Source organism: Bacillus sp. UNC438CL73TsuS30, from assembly GCF_000482325.1.
In the GTDB taxonomy this organism is placed as follows: Bacteria; Bacillota; Bacilli; order Bacillales; family Cytobacillaceae; genus Neobacillus.
This window is the reverse complement of record NZ_AXVA01000027.1, coordinates 1-17,424: the sequence shown is the minus strand read 5'-3', so window position 1 is coordinate 17,424 and position 17,424 is coordinate 1. Positions and strand designations below refer to the sequence as shown.

Annotated in this window: 15 protein-coding genes; 9 read left to right on the top strand and 6 right to left on the bottom strand. The window is 37.7% G+C overall.

The annotated features are described in order from the left end of the window. The first annotated feature begins 77 nt into the window (after positions 1 to 77). Positions 78 to 1,268, top strand: coding sequence for a pyridoxal phosphate-dependent aminotransferase (locus M028_RS0110690; protein ID WP_026573910.1), 1,191 nt, complete (start codon positions 78 to 80; stop codon positions 1,266 to 1,268). Positions 1,269 to 1,439: 171 nt separating this feature from the next. Here M028_RS0110690 and M028_RS0110685 read toward each other — a convergent pair whose 3' ends face one another. Continuing rightward, positions 1,440 to 1,934, bottom strand: coding sequence for a cytochrome c biogenesis protein CcdC (locus M028_RS0110685; RefSeq protein ID WP_026573909.1), 495 nt, complete (start codon positions 1,932 to 1,934; stop codon positions 1,440 to 1,442). A gap of 220 nt (positions 1,935 to 2,154) precedes the next feature. Here M028_RS0110685 and M028_RS0110680 point away from each other — a divergent pair, with 220 nt between their 5' ends. From M028_RS0110680 to M028_RS0110670, 3 genes are read left to right on the top strand one after another with little or no spacing between them, the layout of a single operon-like run. After that, positions 2,155 to 3,276, top strand: a complete 1,122-nt coding sequence (locus M028_RS0110680; RefSeq protein WP_026573908.1) for a sensor histidine kinase — start codon at positions 2,155 to 2,157, stop codon at positions 3,274 to 3,276. Between the two features lie 35 nt (positions 3,277 to 3,311). Continuing rightward, positions 3,312 to 3,968, top strand: coding sequence for a response regulator transcription factor (locus tag M028_RS0110675; RefSeq protein WP_026573907.1), 657 nt, complete (start codon positions 3,312 to 3,314; stop codon positions 3,966 to 3,968). A gap of 2 nt (positions 3,969 to 3,970) precedes the next feature. Then, complete coding sequence (locus M028_RS0110670; protein ID WP_026573906.1) at positions 3,971 to 4,171, top strand: hypothetical protein; 201 nt, start codon at positions 3,971 to 3,973, stop codon at positions 4,169 to 4,171. 1 nt (position 4,172) lies between these two features. Here M028_RS0110670 and M028_RS29805 read toward each other — a convergent pair whose 3' ends face one another. The 5 genes from M028_RS29805 to M028_RS29800 all read right to left on the bottom strand — a co-directional run bounded on the left by M028_RS29805 (position 4,173) and on the right by M028_RS29800 (position 10,302). Further along, complete coding sequence (locus M028_RS29805) at positions 4,173 to 5,714, bottom strand: APC family permease (protein ID WP_051591005.1); 1,542 nt, start codon at positions 5,712 to 5,714, stop codon at positions 4,173 to 4,175. Positions 5,715 to 6,189: 475 nt separating this feature from the next. Further along, a complete protein-coding gene (locus M028_RS0110660; protein WP_026573905.1) occupies positions 6,190 to 7,686 on the bottom strand; it encodes an aldehyde dehydrogenase family protein in 1,497 nt (498 codons plus the stop codon). 71 nt (positions 7,687 to 7,757) lie between these two features. Next, the gene (locus M028_RS0110655; protein WP_035424074.1) at positions 7,758 to 8,732 is read right to left on the bottom strand and encodes a PDR/VanB family oxidoreductase; all 975 of its coding nucleotides are present in this window, start codon (positions 8,730 to 8,732) and stop codon (positions 7,758 to 7,760) included. Between the two features lie 39 nt (positions 8,733 to 8,771). Continuing rightward, positions 8,772 to 9,290: a dimethylamine monooxygenase subunit DmmA family protein gene (locus M028_RS0110650; RefSeq protein ID WP_026573903.1), complete on the bottom strand. Its 519-nt coding sequence runs from the start codon at positions 9,288 to 9,290 to the stop codon at positions 8,772 to 8,774. Between the two features lie 25 nt (positions 9,291 to 9,315). Further along, positions 9,316 to 10,302, bottom strand: a complete 987-nt coding sequence (locus tag M028_RS29800; protein ID WP_035424073.1) for a heme-dependent oxidative N-demethylase family protein — start codon at positions 10,300 to 10,302, stop codon at positions 9,316 to 9,318. Between the two features lie 287 nt (positions 10,303 to 10,589). Between M028_RS29800 and M028_RS29795 the strand changes: the two genes are divergently transcribed. The 5 genes from M028_RS29795 to ltrA all read left to right on the top strand — a co-directional run bounded on the left by M028_RS29795 (position 10,590) and on the right by ltrA (position 17,344). Next, positions 10,590 to 12,455 carry a sigma-54 interaction domain-containing protein gene (locus M028_RS29795; RefSeq protein WP_155925555.1) on the top strand — a complete coding sequence of 622 codons (1,866 nt, stop codon included), beginning with the start codon at positions 10,590 to 10,592 and terminating at the stop codon, positions 12,453 to 12,455. Positions 12,456 to 12,598: 143 nt separating this feature from the next. Beyond that, on the top strand, positions 12,599 to 13,789 hold the full coding sequence (locus M028_RS0110635; protein ID WP_026573902.1) for a macrolide family glycosyltransferase: 1,191 nt from the start codon (positions 12,599 to 12,601) through the stop codon (positions 13,787 to 13,789). A gap of 375 nt (positions 13,790 to 14,164) precedes the next feature. Next, on the top strand, positions 14,165 to 15,280 hold the full coding sequence (locus M028_RS0110625) for a mechanosensitive ion channel family protein (RefSeq protein ID WP_231510799.1): 1,116 nt from the start codon (positions 14,165 to 14,167) through the stop codon (positions 15,278 to 15,280). Between the two features lie 460 nt (positions 15,281 to 15,740). After that, positions 15,741 to 15,881, top strand: coding sequence for a hypothetical protein (locus tag M028_RS32735; RefSeq protein WP_197031401.1), 141 nt, complete (start codon positions 15,741 to 15,743; stop codon positions 15,879 to 15,881). A 137-nt stretch (positions 15,882 to 16,018) separates the two neighbouring features. Next, positions 16,019 to 17,344, top strand: coding sequence for a group II intron reverse transcriptase/maturase (gene ltrA, locus M028_RS0110620; protein WP_051591004.1), 1,326 nt, complete (start codon positions 16,019 to 16,021; stop codon positions 17,342 to 17,344). Positions 17,345 to 17,424: the final 80 nt, after the last annotated feature.

The following is a 17,424-nucleotide window of genomic DNA, read 5'->3' as shown; positions in this document are numbered from 1 at the left end:
TTAATTTTCTGGTCGTAAAGTCAATTTAAGGATTAAAATAATTATATGAAATGGCTTAACAGACTAGGAGGAGAAAAATGATTTCAGAACAATATAAGAATATGTTAAAAGGTAAATCTATTATTAGAGAACTAGCGGAATTTGCAGCAGCCCGCGGTGAGGAAATAGGTTATGAGAATGTATTTGATTACAGTTTGGGAAATCCATCTGTCCCCGTTCCGAAAGAATTTACGCAGACGATGATGGATTTGTTGACCAGTAAAAGTCCTGCCGAGCTTCACGGCTATAGTCCTAGTTTAGGAATTCCTTCTGTAAGAAAAAAAATAGCCCAATCATTGAATCGCCGGTTTCATATGAATTACACGGAAAATCATATTTTTATGACAAGTGGTGCGGCTGGAGCAATTGCCCATGCAGTACGCTGCGTAACACAACCTGGGGACGAAGTACTGACATTTGCTCCATTTTTCCCAGAATACCATCCATATATAGATATAACTGGTGCGGTACTGAAAGTAGTTCCTCCCAATTCAGAAGATTTTCAGATAAACTTTACTCTGTTCGAGGAAATGCTGACGGAGAAGGTGTCTGCTGTTTTGATTAACTCTCCAAACAATCCATCGGGTGTGATCTATTCAACGGCAACCATTCAAAAACTATCAGACCTTCTTCGCAAAAAGGAACAAGAATACGGACATGAAATTTTTATTATCTCTGATGAACCATACCGGGAGATTGTGTTTGAAGGGGTAGAAGCTCCTTATGTGTCAAACTATTATGACAACACACTATCCTGTTATTCCTATTCTAAATCCCTTTCACTGCCTGGGGAACGGATTGGCTATATTGCGGTAAATCCTGCCTGCATAGATTCTAACCTGATTGTCAGTATGTGCGGACAAATTTCAAGGGGCATAGGACATAACTGCCCGCCTTCCATTATTCAACTTGCCGTTTCGGAAGTTGTGGATTTAACGAGTGATATGTCTGTTTATGAAACAAATATGAATCTGATTTATGACAAATTAGTAGAATTGGGAATTACTTGTGTGAAACCAGGCGGGACATTCTATATTTTCCCAAAGGCGCTTGAGGAAGATGCTAAAGTATTCTGTCAGAAGGCATTAAAATATGATTTGATTCTAGTTCCGGGCGATAGTTTCGGATGTCCGGGCTATTTCCGAATGGCCTATTGCATCGACACAGAAAAAGTGGAACGCTCACTGCCAGCATTGGAAAAGTTTATAAAGAGTGAATATAAAATTTGATTCTTGACCGGGGGGTGCCAGCGGGGACGGTTTGGGTGGCACTTTTAGGAAAAATGAAGCCTGAACAATTATAAATTTCGATAAAGGGGACCATCTTTGATGGTCTCCTTTACTTTTGAAAAACTTCATTTTCAACAGGTACTAAAACGAATTCAATATAAACGATATCTTTTAATTAATAGGTAACATCTCTTTACCAAGAGCTTGTGCCTGTTTTGCTTTTCTATATTTAACAAAGGAAACCATTCTCCAAGGTACAATATAGCTGAAGGCTACTGTTAGGAAAAGCATCGTTAAACTTGCTGGATCCAAGCCCGATATAAACTGCCTTAATATGATTCGAATCGCCACAACTGCAACCAATGCGATGAAAAAGGTTTTATTTTTTTGTGCATAAATTTTGCCGTCCTGCCGAATTTCATAATTGGTCGTCAACATCAGAGGAACTGCAAGCAATAACCCAATGAAAGATGCAACGGCCATTTCAGATATTTTCAATTGCAATGGAAGACTTGATAATGCATAAAAACCTGGAAGTATATAAAGAACCGGAAGCAATATCCTGATCCCTGACCCTTGAATCGGACGAACCATCGCCCTTGTTCTACTCCAAAAAACCAATCCCATAATCACAACCATGATTCCATACATTGCTATTCCGTTCATTTTCAATTCTCCTTTATAAATAAGTTTATTTGTAATGAATTTTTGTTTTTCGTTATCACACCTTGATTATAAGGCCCCTGACCATTCTTGAAGTAGTCACCTTCGTCAACAATTGCTATATGACTTTAGTCATTATTTTGATATGACGATGGATTATGTCCTTTCCAACAAATGTAATAGTATAATATCTTTATATATAGGTTTTTTGGAGGAGAGATGTATGCTTAACAGTAAGTCTGGAAAAATTGTTTGGGCCTTTAAAGCAGTGATTGTCTTGTCGATTTTGTATGAAATTGTGACTAGCGAAAGCCTTCCAATCGAAATGAAAGCTGTATGGGTCACGGTTATTTTACTGCTGCAAGCAAATGATTTTTTCAGGAACCGCTATCTCTTATTAGAAAGGTATCCGATTATTTATAAGGTGTCATTAGTAGTGAATATTGCGGTGATCGGCATTTTTATGATGATGTTTGATAGTCCGTTAAGTGGTATTTATTATGTATTTCCCCTCGCGGAAATTTTTTTGTCCAGTCAGTCGCTTCAAAAAGGGATTATTGCCTTCCATGTTATTGTTTTTTTTGCTGGAATGGTCATTGTGAAGGCGAATGTTCAAACATCGTTGATTCCCTACCTTGCCATGTTGCTTTTGGTTTATTTGTTTAGGGCCATCAGTTTAGAGAGAGAGAAAGGCCAGCTATTAAGTGCGGAATTGGTGGAGGCACATGCCAAGCTGAAAGAAATCACCATTGTTAAGGAGCGAACAAGAATTGCACAAGAGATGCATGATTCCATTGGACATTCCCTTATTGCACTTCGCATGCACTTGGAATTTGCTGAAAATATGATCGAGGTTAATCCCCAAAAAGCGGGCGAGGCCATTTTGAAAGCCCATAATTTTTCCCAAAAATCGATTAAAGAGCTACGGAAGGCTGTAGCTGTATTAAAAGATCAATCGGTAAATAGCCAAATTGAGCTGGAGGAATTATTGAATGATATGATCGAAAGCCTGGAAACTACAGGAAAGTTAAAGTTCACACTTAATTTTGATAAAGAGGTTGAATCGAGCCAGCAGGATATGAAGAATTGTATTTATACTTCCGTACGTGAAGCGGTGACCAACGGATTAAAGCACGGCAAAGCACAGCAGTTCCAAATTGATATCATGAGAAGCGGTGAAGTAATACGAATCGTTGTGGCAGACAATGGCCAAGGCTGCGGTCATATCAAAAAATCACTTGGTCTAAAAGGAATTGAAGAACGTATTGCTTTAATGAATGGAAAGGTAAGTTTCTCTTCAGAAAAAGGATACGGGTTTAAACTGACGGCTGAAATGCCAGCTTAAAAAAAACAAATGTCATAAAGATGGAGAGGACGCACATGACAAAGATTATGATTGTCGATGACCAGGAAATAGTAAGAGAAGGGCTGAGAATGATTTTGAGCCTGCATGAAGAAGTAGAAGTTGTCGGAGAAGCCGGAAATGGAGAGGAATTGCTTGAGATTCTGAAAAGCATGTTGCCTGATGTCATTCTTATGGATATACGAATGCCAGTAATGGACGGCATAGAGACGTTAAAAATCGTGAAAGATACCTATTCGAGTGTAAAAGTCATTATTCTGACAACCTTTAATGAAGATGAGTATATATTCAACGGCCTTAAATTTGGCGCAGACGGTTATATTCTCAAAGACTCAAGTTCCAAAGAAATCATTAAAGCGATCAAGGCGGCATGTGAAGGCAATATGCTGCTTCATTCACAGATCAGCTCAAAAATCTCCAAAGTACTAAATTCCATGGATCAGACATCTATTCATGAAAATAAGATAAAAGAACAATTGGTCAATGTGTTGACACCAAGGGAAATCGAAGTCGTGGAACTGATTATGCAAGGAAATAGCAATAAACAAATCGGAAGCGCGTTGTTTTTAACGGAAGGTACGGTCAAAAACTATATTTCTCGCATTCTTGACAAGTTCGAGCTCAACAACCGCACTGAACTAGTGTTATATTTACAAACAAGCAAAAGAGGATAAGAATGCCGCGGGGACGGTTCGGGTGGCACTTTTGGGATAAATCAACTTGGGTGCGGGAAGTAAAAGAAAAGGATGATCAATTTGTAGCTGTTATGAGTGATTATACAAAAAGTAACAACAAAAGCAAGTCCAACACTAAAAATAAAGCCGCCATTCGTGGCGGCTTTACTTTTAGACACATTCGCAAGGTGCCTCCCTATTAAATTACTGATTTGCCGAATCCGCCGGCACGTCAAGGCCCATAGACACGTTATCCAGCTTATCTTTTTTTGGTATCGCAATATCATACGGCACATCGCTATGTCCGTAACTGCGATGAATCATCATATACAGTAAACCAATACCCACAACTATAACTCCTGAAAGGAGCACGATATAGTTATCATACCAAGGTGCATCCGGCGTTCTTGGCCAACACATGTTGACCATTGCAATGATTCCATAAACAAGCGCACCGATATTTACAGGTAATCCCCATTTGCCCAACTGATACTTACCACTTGGCTTCCATCCTTTTAATCTAGCACGAAGTGCAGCAAAGACAACCAGTTGGAATCCAAGATAAATGCCAAATGCAGCAAAACTGATTACCTTTGTAAGTGCATCTGTAGACACTTTTGAACCAAGAACAATAAGGGCTGGGACAAAAGCTGCAAGAAGCAGAGAATATGGTGGAATGTGACGAGCAGCCGAAAACTTCTTTAACAAACGGCTTCCGATAATCATGTCATCTCGTCCATACGAATATGCAAGCCTGCTTGCTGCTGCCTGTAGACTCATTACACATGAAAGGAAAGAAATCAACACAACACCCAGTACAATCTTGGCGCCAACAGCACCAAATGCAGCGTTTAGTAAAGTATCAACAGGGGTTACATCCTTACCAGCGATAACTGCCGGGATATCAGCAACTGAAAGTACTAAAGCAAGGCAAACAAAAGTTGCTGCAGCACCGCCAATGTAAATCGTCCGACGCATTGCCTTTGGGATCAGAACACCCGGATTTGGTACTTCTTCTGCAACGTCACCACAAGCTTCGAACCCATAATATTGAAAAATTCCAATTAATCCAGCAGCTGCAAATGCATACATATAGCTATGGCTACCTTGAGCTCCGAAAGAATCAAAAAGCACATCAAGGCCGTGAACCCTTTGTGTGAAAAGTAACCAAAATCCAACTACAAGCGCACCAATTAGTTCTGCTGCAAAACCAATAACTGCTGCAGCTGCGAGAACCCTTGTTCCAAGAAAATTAATGATCGTCGACAGTGCAAGAAGAACTAATGCACATAGAATCGTGGAATTCACCGAAGGATTAAAACCCATCACTTGTGATAGATAAGGTCCAGCTCCGTATGCAACACTGGCAATTGTCACAAGCAAAGCCATTAAGTAAACCCAGCCCGTTATCCATGCCCACTTGCGCCCCCATAACCTTCGTGCCCAAGGATAAACTCCTCCTGCAACAGGATATTGCGCAACAATCTCACTGAAAACAAGTGCAACTAGTAATTGTCCGAGTCCGACAATAAGAAAACTCCAAATCATTGGTGGACCACCTTGCGCAAGTGCGTATGCAAATAGTGAATACACACCTACTACGGGAGAAAGATATGTGAACCCTAGTGAAAAGTTTGCCCACGGACTCATGTCGCGGCGAAATTCAGATTCATAGCCAAGGGATGCCAGTTGTGCAGCATCACTATCATGATGTTCTGACGCAATTTTATTTAGATTTTCTTGCATATTTGAGCCTCCTTAAATAGTAGATACATTCTTATATGCAATTACCGTGCCAGTATAAGACTATTGAAAATATTCAGTAAATTAAATTTATAAAGATCCACATACTTAAAATTAAAATTCAATTTTGATATTTTGCATTCAAATTTGAAAAATATTTAAGATGAAAGCATAGGAGTTTTATACCACAAAATTACCATGAAATCATGTGTTAAATATTGCTATTTATGGGTTGGAAATAGGGAAATTGTTTATTTAACTTAGATCGTTTATCAAGATTCATCAACCATTCTATTGTTAGAAGAGTCTAGTGCTGTGAATGTAGAAGGGTGATGGATTGATAATTATTTTTATAGTTATTAGTGCATACTTTATTCATAACTTCATAGGATCGAGGGATTTTTAGCAAAAGGAGAGGGCGATTTAGAACATAGTGACTTTTAAATCACCCTCATTATAACATTATTTATTTATTTATTTATTTATTGTCTGAAAACCAGCCTGTTGGTCCTACAGCAAGATTGAAGTTAATTTGTTTCACTTCTTGGAATTCATCTAATCCAAATGTTCCAAGGCTTGAACCAATACCACTTTGTTTATACCCGTGCCATGGAGCTTCGTTATAGGTTGGTCCATAAGTGTTAATCCAAGTAATACCAGCACGTACTTCTTTAATTACACGCATTGCTTTGGCACCATCAGAGGTGAATACGCCGCCGGCAAGACCATAGATTGTGTCATTTGCTAGTTTAATCGCTTCCTCTTCACCTTTGAACTTTTGAATAACGGCAACAGGTCCAAAGATTTCTTCTTTTACAATACGCATTTCTGGCGTTACATCAATGAATACAGTTGGTTCAACAAAGAATCCTTTATCTAAACCATTTTCAGTTAGGCGATTTCCACCGCAAGCTAATGTTGCACCTTCATTTTTACCGATTTCAATATATTCTAGAATGGTATTAAGTTGGGCTGAACTTACAATTGCACCCATTTCGGAACCTTCTTCTAAGCCTGATCCTACTTTGATATTTTTAGCGCGTCTTACAAACTCTTTAACGAACTGGTCATAAATGCTTTCTTCCACAATAATTCGGCTTCCGGCAGAACATACTTGGCCAGATCCATAGAAAATACCCACTAATGCATTATCAACGGCAGCTTCAAAATCAGCATCGGCAAAAATAATATTTGGTGATTTTCCACCTAGTTCAAGGGAGATTTTTTTCAAATTGCCTGCGGCGCTTCGCATAATACTTCTTCCTACCTCAGTACTTCCTGTAAATGAAACCATATCAACATCTTGACTTGCTGCGATGACGTCACCAATGATAGATCCTTTTCCTAATACCAAATTCACTACACCTTTTGGAACTCCAACTTCATCAATAATTTCAACTAATTTTGTTGCTGTGATTGGAGTGACTTCAGCTGGCTTATACACAATCGTATTACCGGCTGCTAATGCAGGAGCAAATTTCCACACACTCATCAGGAAAGGGAAATTCCAAGGAACAATTAACCCTGTAACTCCAACTGGTTCACGTACGACCATCGCTTGAACAGGATCCGCAACATGATAAGTTGCTCCATCCGGAGTTCTAATTAGACCTGCATAATAGCGGAAACAAGATGCAGCATCAGATATATCAATATCAGCTTCAGCTTTAATTTTTCCATTATCTTTGACTTCAAGTTCTACTAACTCATCGTGTTTTTCATCAATTTTATCAGCAATTTTTAAAAGGTAATCTGCACGTTCTTGTGCGCTTAACTTAGACCAAACGCCACTTTCAAAGGTTGCTTTTGCAGCTTTAATCGCTTCTTCTGTTTCTTCAATGGTTGCTCTAGGAGCTATAGCGATTAATTCACCATTTGCTGGATTGATAACCTTATTGGTATCTTGATTACTAGAAAGTCTCCATTCGCCATTAATAAACATCTTTAATTCTAATACTTGAGTGGCTGTTGTCATATGAATTGCCTCCTATTATAGTAAGTTTATATAATGCACGCTTAAAGCGTAGTTACAAAATAAAGGTGCTATTACAGGTTTAAAATGAGCTCTTTTTCAGATTCTTTTGCTCTTGAGCAACAAGTTAAAATCACTTTCTTCGTCTGTCTTTCTTCATCACTATAAAAGTGGTCTCGGTGATCAACATCTCCTTCAACAACCTCTACTTCGCAGCTTCCGCATCCACCTACTTTACAAGAATAAGGTGCTTGTACCCCGGCTTTTAATAGCGCATCTAATAACGTTTCTTCTTCGGAAACATCCACTGTTCTTTTGCTGTTGGGGAATTTTACAACAAAAGGATTTTTTGGACCTTCATCTGCAGATGCAAATAATTCAAAATGAATGGAATGGCTTGGGTAACCATAGGATACTGCAGCTTCCCTAAACTCTTTTACCATTGAAACGGGTCCACAGAAATACACATGTGAGCCAATCCGATGATCAGCCATTGTTACTGGCGTCAATTTTTTAGGATTTTCCGTTCTTGAGAAATAGAAGTGGCATTTTCCAGGATATTTTGCATTCAAATCATCATAAAACGCACATTCTTCCTTCGTTCTTGCAGCATAATGTAATTCAAATGATTTACCTTCCGCTGTTAAATCCTCCATCATTGTCATGAATGGAGTAATTCCAATTCCCGCTGCATAGAACACGTGATGTTTAGCAGCTTGGAAGGCAAGAGGGAAGTGGTTTTTTGGCCAACTGATTTCTAAACGGTCCCCCAATTTGATCTGATCATGCCAATAAACAGATCCTCCTCTTGAAAGGTCATCTTTACGAATGGCAATCGCATATTGAGTACGGTCAGTTGGATGACTGACTAGTGAGTAATTTCTTTCAATTAATTCATCGCCATTTTTTACATATGTTGCAATATGTGATCCACCCGTAAACGAGGGTAGTAATTCTTGATCAACCGGGTACAAGTGGAAGCGCTTTACAAAATTTGTTTCCTGAACTATGTTTCCTACGTATACCTCAATATTTCCAAATGCTCTCATAAACCTCTCTCCCATTGTAATAATTTTTTCATTTAATATTTACTTTGATAGGACGAAAGCAGGATTGTAAGGATATCCAATATATCCTTTTCGCTCTTTCGAGTAAAAGGGGCCAATCTCTAGGCTGATTTGGCAATGATGACAGATGGTGTCCGTTTCTTTTGCCTCAACTTCTTGTAGATGAAAACATTTTATGCAATAAACATAACGTCTCTTCTTACCTGAAATTAGCAGTTGAATTTCATCTTCTGAAAAACCAGCCTCTATTGCCGCTGTGAAAATTGTAACGGCATCATCCCATTTAGCTGAAATATAAAGTTGTGTCCCCATTTTTTGCCTATCAAATACTTCTTTGATATTCTTTAATTGGAGTTCATCATTCAATTCAATTCGCTCATAATCTTTTTGCCCATTTATTTCATTAATAAATGATTGGATGGTTTCTGCTTCTTTTGGTTCTGCAGAAATAATAAGTAATTTTCTTCTATCCTGTCTTACAGTGAATTTTTCTACAATGGTTTTTGATTGATCGTATAATACCGGACTGTTGTATACCACTTTTACATACCTCCATCTTTGCGACCTAGTTAGTTTGCAAACTTACTTTTTCAACTAGGTTTTTCAAATATTCTACTGTTGGTTCAATAAATGGTGTAAATCCCTTATAATCAGCCATAGGCTTTGGAATATCGGATAAAATCGAGTAGGTCTGCTTGAGCCATTCTGGTCTTAATGGCAAATCTTTCATTGCCAGAAATTGAGTATTTAAGACGAATAAAACAGCATTACTTCTTGGCATACGATAGAAAAATTGTTCTTCTACACGAAGTCTTACTAGTTCACCAGCGTTTTCTGAATTAACTAAAAAGCGTGTTGGTCCCCATGTATCAAATGTTTCATAGTTAACATCCCAACGATTTGCCATTAGATTCCAGTTGATTCTCGTCCAAGGTTCACCTGGTAAAACATTACGGATTAAGAAATTACGAACTCTTTCAGCTAGCGGTACCCCTGTGCGCGACACAAATGGTACAGGTCCGTGAATTTCGTCAAATGACATCCCTTTATTCCAGTGCGGGGAGAATAAGGCTGCATAGGATTCCTGGGCAACTTCTAAATAAAGATTATCATCTCTCACCACCATTAATACAAAATCAGTAGTGAAATGACGGCCAATTAAATCAAGCGGTTCAAGCTCGATGCTAGAAGCATCACCAAAAATGAAAGATTCCGTTTCATTTAAGATTAAATTATGAAAAGTCCAATGATTGCCGTTCTTTTCTAGCTGGAAGTGCTCAGGGTAGGCATCAACCGCCATATTCATGAGCATTTCTGCTACTTCCCATTGCATTTCCATTGTATGTGGATAGGATTGGAACCTTACTTCAGGTTGTTCAATTAGTAGTTCTCTTTTTCTTTTGATTTGTTTTTCATATTCTGGTGTAATTTTAACGCAATTCATTCGATCCTTTTCAAGTTTTCTTAAATCATTTGAATACCGATAGTTGGTCCCTTCCTTAATGGTATGAAAAGGGTATGGAAACAGATCAAGATTAGTAGATTCGTACATATAAACTCCTCCTTTGATATTTACTAAATGATATTGCAATAAGTGTGCCAAGTATATAAATGTTGATTTTATGCCCTTTTCCTATATTTTTAATTTATTTTATATTCCGAATATTTCATTTATAAAATTTTTATTCAAAATTAAAATCCTTATTGACTCTCAAAGTTTACAAAGCTGGTAAAGGGAAATTATTATATTCAAAAAATTCATATTTGAAATTTTTATTTGAATATGGAATAATTTTTAAATAAATCAAATCATTTTAACTTTATATAAGGAAGTGTTATATGGGTGTGTCCATGATTTTATCGAATGAACAACTACTTCAAGCTTATCAATCAAGTATTCTATCTATTTACGATGAAATTATTGTAACCAATGTAAAGGGAATGATTTTATTTCGAAGTGGAGAACTGAAAAATTTTTGGTCAACAAACTCTATCTCACTTAAAGGAAGAATGTTCACTGAACTAGAGGAAATTTCTTTCTTTGGGGATTCCATTTTACAATTATTAAATAGAGAGGTGCATTCTCTTCAATTAAAGGCTTGGAATGGCAGTCATATGCTAATAACCGTGTACACATCAAATAATCATAGTGAAGAATTAATGATATGGGGATTAAAAGGTATTTCAAATCATTTAACTGATTCAAAAGAAATTTCCGATGGCGAAGAAACAAAACATACTCCTTCAATCGTCGTTCATAGTCCTAAAATGAGAGATGTACTTAACACAATAGAAATGGTTTCAAAAGTTCCAACAACTGTCCTTTTATTAGGGGAATCCGGTGTTGGAAAAGAAATGATTGCTAAAACCATTCATCAATTAGGAAATAGAAGCTCAAAACCTTTTATTGCTGTGAACTGTGGGGCAATTCCGGAGAATTTATTAGAAAGTGAATTATTCGGTTATGTTGGTGGAGCATTTAGTGGAGCAAACAAAAATGGTGCTCCCGGTAAATTTGAATTAGCAAATGAAGGAATTATTTTCCTCGATGAAATTGCAGAAATGCCGATGAATTTGCAAGTCAAATTACTCCGAATTTTACAGGAAAAAGAAGTTACCCCTTTAGGAAGCTCAAAACCGATTCATATTGACGTCCAGATTATTGCAGCAACGAATCAATCATTAGAAAAAATGGTCAGAGAGGGACGATTTAGAGAAGATTTATATTATCGTTTAAATGTAGTCCCAATCGAAATTCCTTCATTAAGAGAAAGAATAGAAGAGATTCCTTACTTAATCTATCATTTCGCAGCAAAGTATAATACGTTATATAATAGAAACATCAATATTTTACCAGATGCTATTGATTTATTGTGTATTTACGATTGGCCGGGAAATGTTCGGCAATTAGAGAATACAATTGAAAGAATCGTTGTGACTAGTAGAGAATTGAATGTGAATGCAAGCCTAGTTCATCATTGCATCCCTTGGAAAAAGGACACTATTAAGGAACCGCCTATTATTAATCACATTATGCCGCTGGAAGAAGCAGTGGATATGATTGAAGAACAGTTGATTAAAATGGCCATGGATAAATATAAATCGGTTAAACTAGCCGCAAAAGTACTCGATATTAGTCAACCTACAATGAGCAGAAAATATAAAAAAATACGTGAGAAAGTCCAAGAGGAAACTCTCTCTCCTTCAAATAAAAGAAAAATTCTAGAACAACATTTAAATAAACAATTACGATCAATGGCTATTGTTACATCTGCTGCCATTCATCCAGAAGATATCTCTGAATTAGTGAATCATAATGCTTCATCCTCTAATCCAACTTTTCAAAAGGTGCAGAAAAAATTAACCCAAATACGAGAACAAGAAGGAATCATTGAATGGGTCTACATTTTTAAAGCTGTTGATCATAACAAATTGCTGACGATTGTGGCCGATGAGGATTTCGTGATTCCACCTGGAGTTTTATACGATGGCCCGCCTGAAATGATGGAAGTAGCATTTGAGGCGATGAATGGGATAGCAGGAGTCACCCCATTATATGAAGATATTTATGGAGAATGGAAAACAAGCTTTTCTCCTATAATAGACCATAGCGGAAAGGTTTTAGCTATTATTGGGTTTGACCATACTAAATCTTATATCGAAAATGAGTTAAAGAAAATAGAGAATATGTTAAAAACGAATTAGGCCCCATACATGAACATTAGGATAAGAAGAAGCCACTTACAGTCACTGACATTATTTAGTTTTCCAAAACTCCGATAACCGTCGGGGTTTTTTCAGATTATCTATATGGTATCGTTTTCAAAATCTATCTAGGAGTGGTTATAATGGCACGTGTTTTATTTATTAATGCTGGATCAGAAGGGCATGTCAATCCAACAATTGGTGTTGTGCAAGAGCTTATATCGCGTGGTGAAGAGGTAGTGTACTTTACAATCGAGGATTTTCGGGAGCGTATTGAGAAGACAGGGGCAACGGTAAGAACCATCGACGCTCAAAAATATATAAAATCCTTTATCTCAGGCGGAAGAAATAATTTACTTGAAAGAATCAATGGTCTTTTACATACGGTAGAGATTATGATACCCAGTGTTCTGGAGCAAGTCGAGGGTGAGCATTTTGATTATATCATCCACGATTCGATGTTTGGCTGCGGCCGATTAATTGCTCAAATCCTTCATCTTCCTGCAATCTGTTCTTGTACTTCTTTCGCGGAGACGAAACGATCCTTCGATAACATGTTTGAACAGATTTCTAAAGATATTCCTGCAGAAACATTTGCTGAATATCAAAGACTGACGGGAATGGTGAAGGATAAATATGGTGTGGTGATCCATTCTCCTTACGAAGTATTTTGTAACCCTGCACCACTTACAATTGTTTATACTACGAGGGAGTTTCAACCATTCGGGGATGAATTTGACCAAACCTACAAATTTGTAGGTCCGTCCATCTCTCAACGATTAACTCAAGTAAACTTCGACTCTTCTACAATTATAGGAAAAAGTCTTATTTACATTTCACTGGGTACTGTTTTTAACCAAGCAATTGATTTTTATAAGCTTTGTTTTAAGGCATTTGGAAACACTGATCATACAGTTGTCATGTCTATTGGGGAAAAAACTCAAATATCTGATTTGGGCGAGATTCCAATGAACTTTATTGTGAAAAATTATGTTCCACAAACTGAAGTGCTAAAATACGTTAAATTATTTATAACACATGGTGGAATGAACAGTGTCCATGAGGGGCTTTATTATGGGGTTCCGCTCATTGTAATCCCGCAAGGGGCGGATCAGCCGATCATTGCCGGACAGGTAGAAAGGGTAGGCACAGGTATTCAATTACAAATGCAAGGCCTGACGGCAAATCTGCTGTGTGAATCTTCTGACCATGTGTTGAACCAGTCATCCTTCCATAATGCTGCGGCAAAAATGAAGGAAGCCTTACAAAAATCGGGTGGATATCAGCAGGCTGTTAATGAGATTTTTGAATTTATAAGTCAATATGAAAATTAAATATAAAAATTTCTCAACTAAGAGAAAAACTAAACTAAATGAATCTGATCCAGGTTTCGCGAAGAACAATTCCGATTTCTGGGTCTTTTTTTGCGTTGAGCATATTTACCTTGGCTTAGGTTTTAGAGTCCGTGAAAAGAAAAATCGGCCGCATCATAATTCAAGAAAAAGGAGCACCTTATTGGCTGGGTGCTTCTCTTTTTATAACATGGGAGAGGATTTTAATTATTACCTCATTTTTCCACTTTTGAAAAAATATAAATTTCTATAATCTGTGACTTTTGTTGTATTCAAATATCCTGTTAAAAAAGTTATGATATTTCGATGTAATGGTTTAAAAAATTTGATCGTAAAAAGGGAGAAGGTATTTTAGAAATGTCTTTTGATTCATTTGTAATGGCTTTTTCAATGTCGGATATTGACTACGACAAGTTGAAAAATGTGGGAATTTCGATAGGGATTTTACTTTTATTTATTTTATTTAGAAACCTATTTACCAAGTATGTGTTTCAATTGATTTTAAAACTAGCTAAAAAAACACCAACAGATTTTATTACCCAAATCTGTTTAAGTTTTGAACGTCCTTTAGGATGGTTCTTTATTATTTTCGGCTTGTACCTCGCAATGGATTATTTCCCATATATCGATCAGCACAATACATTCTTTTTAAAATTTTTACGTTCAATGGTCATCGTATTAATCACATGGGGATTGTTTAATTTGTCCTCTCCAACCTCGGGAATCTTAATTAGTGTTAATGAAAAAATTAATAATAAGATTGATTTAATTCTTATTCCGTTTATTTCAAGAGCTATCCGTGTCATCATGATTGCTATTAGTTTAAGTATCATTGGTCAGGAATTTGATTATGACGTAAATGGCTTGGTGGCAGGTCTTGGGTTAGGGGGACTGGCGTTTGCTTTAGCTGCAAAAGAGGCGGTCGGTAATCTAATCGGCGGCATCGTTATTGTAACAGAAAAGCCTTTTTCGATTGGAGATTGGATCTTAACACCGAGCGTAGAGGGAATCGTAGAAGATATCAATTTCAGAAGTACTAAAATTCGCACGTTTAGTCAAGCACTCGTTACTGTTCCCAATGCAACACTTGCAAATGAAGCGATTACCAATTGGAGCCGCATGGGAAAAAGACGAATTTCCTTCGATTTGGGACTCAATTATAGAACCACCAAGGAACAAATTCAAAGAGTGGTTCATCGAATTGAACTTATGTTGAACAATCATGAAGAAATTCATCCGGAAACGGTGATGGTTGCATTTGACCATTATAATGAGAGCAGTCTCGATGTTCTTGTCTATTTTTTCACCAATTCAACCGTTTGGGCAGAACATGTTAAGATTAAACATGAAATCAATTTAGAAATCATGGGGATTTTAGAGGAAGAGGGAGTAGAAATTGCTTTTCCAAGCCGGACCATTTATGTAACTCCACAAGCAAGCGAAGAATTACAAACAATGGCTTCCTATGATTGAGATACATTAGATAAAAAAATTCAGTAAAATGGCTAGTATGCGTTAATAGAGATAAGAGGGGTTCGAGAAATTGTAAAATTCTCGAACCCTTGTGCGCTTGGCAGCGTCTCGCTCTAATGGGTGAAAGTCCCTAACATGCCGTTGTGGCGGAAATGTATAGCTGACAGGTAGTGCGAGTATCGTGAGATTTCGTGCGGAGGACTTGAAGGCAAAGCTCGGAACAGGTGGCTGTAACCATGTTGGCTGGTAAGATGGGATAACCTTGCAAAGGATGGGGATGTCCAATACCACTCGGTATCTTATTAGTTATGAGGACTGGCTTCGAGTGAAAGGCGAGAACGTGACCCAAGGAGATCTCATCATCTCCACCGTAGGTGGTAACTCTTTTTCAAAGCCGCGATGGACAAGAAATAGATTATGGAAGGTGAGAAGTCAGAGCAGGGGATAGTAGTGAAAAAACTTGTTGGAAAAGCCACAAAGACAAGTGACTTATCACGAAGTTGATAAGGCAGACATTGACCCAAAAGGCAGTGAACTGATGCGAAGCCCGTCTGTCCATGGAAGAAAAGCAATACGAACTTATTTACTCGTCATGTACTAAACAGAAGTCGATGAGGCAGATAGCCGAAGAATCGAGACCGAAAGAAAGTAGGTTGTTTGGGGCGAAGTACTGATATCAAATATCAGCCATTGGGTCACCTATTCAGTTGATATTGTATTGGGAAAGGAAACGAATACATGAATGAATCAATAGGAAAACGAAGCTTACGTGTAGTGGAGAATTCTAAAAAGAAACGCAAGTGGTACAGCCTAATGGATAAAGTCTGGAACTATCAAAATCTGGAACAAGCTTTTTATGACGTAAGGAAAAACCGCGGTTCACACGGTGTGGATAAAGTTACGATTAAAGAGTATGAAGTAGAATTGGAACACAACTTAAGAGTGCTCCAAGAATCTTTGCGTATGAAAACGTACCGTGCAAAACCAGTCAGAAGAGTTTTTATTCCAAAAGCTGATGGTTCAAAACGTCCACTTGGAATTCCAACAGTAGAAGACCGAATTCTCCAAGCCGCAACTAAAAGAATACTTGAACCAATCTTTGAACAGAAATTCTTAGACTGTAGTTTTGGATTTCGTCCGAACCGTAGTGCACATATGGCGATAGATAAAATCCGACAGGATTTAATGGATGGGTACTCTTTTGTAATTGATGCCGATATAAAGACATACTTTGATTCAATTCCTCACGATAAGCTTATCGATTTAATCAAAGAAGAAGTTGTGGACAGTAGCGTGTTAGCGCTAATAATGCAGTTCTTAAAATCGGGAATCCTTGAGAACGGAAGTTTCTATGAGAGTGACACCGGGAGTCCGCAGGGCGGCGTAATCAGTCCACTACTAGCAAACATCTATCTGCATCCACTCGACGAAATGATGATGGAAAGAGGTCACCGTATTACAAGGTATGCGGATGACTTCGTCATCTGTTGCAAGTCCCGGAAGGGTGCAGAAAGAGTACTAAGAACGGTAGTGAAGCTATTAGAGGAAATACTAGGTCTGAAAGTCCATCCAGACAAAACTAAGATTATAGACAACTTTGAAGAGCCGTTTATCTTTTTAGGATATGTTTTTAAAAAAGGGTATTTCCATTCCCCTTCAGACAAAGCAGTAAAGAAATTTAAGAAAAGTATCAAGTTAACAACGAAAAGAAACCAAACAGTGAATTTGGAGGAATTCGTTAAACACCGACTGAACCCCATCATCAGAGGATGGGGTAGGTACTTTGGTATTGGATTTTCGAAGAAACTGTTTCAACAGCTAGACTCATGGATTCGAAGAAGACTTAGGATGATTCAGTTAAGAAGCTGGAGAAAAATAAGAAAGCTCCACAGGGAGCTCAGAAAAAGGAATTGGGAGGGTGAACTACCTCATCTGTCAATGACAAGATGGAGAAATTCTATGACCCAACATGTACACTTCGCGATTCCTAATGAAAGGTTTCGCGAAATTAAACTTGTTTTTCTTTTAGACATATACAACGAACTACATCCCCAACGGGGATAAAGTGGAGGAGCCGTATGCGATGACCCGCACGTACGGATCTGTGAGAGGCGCATGAAATTTTTCATGCGCCTACTCTATTT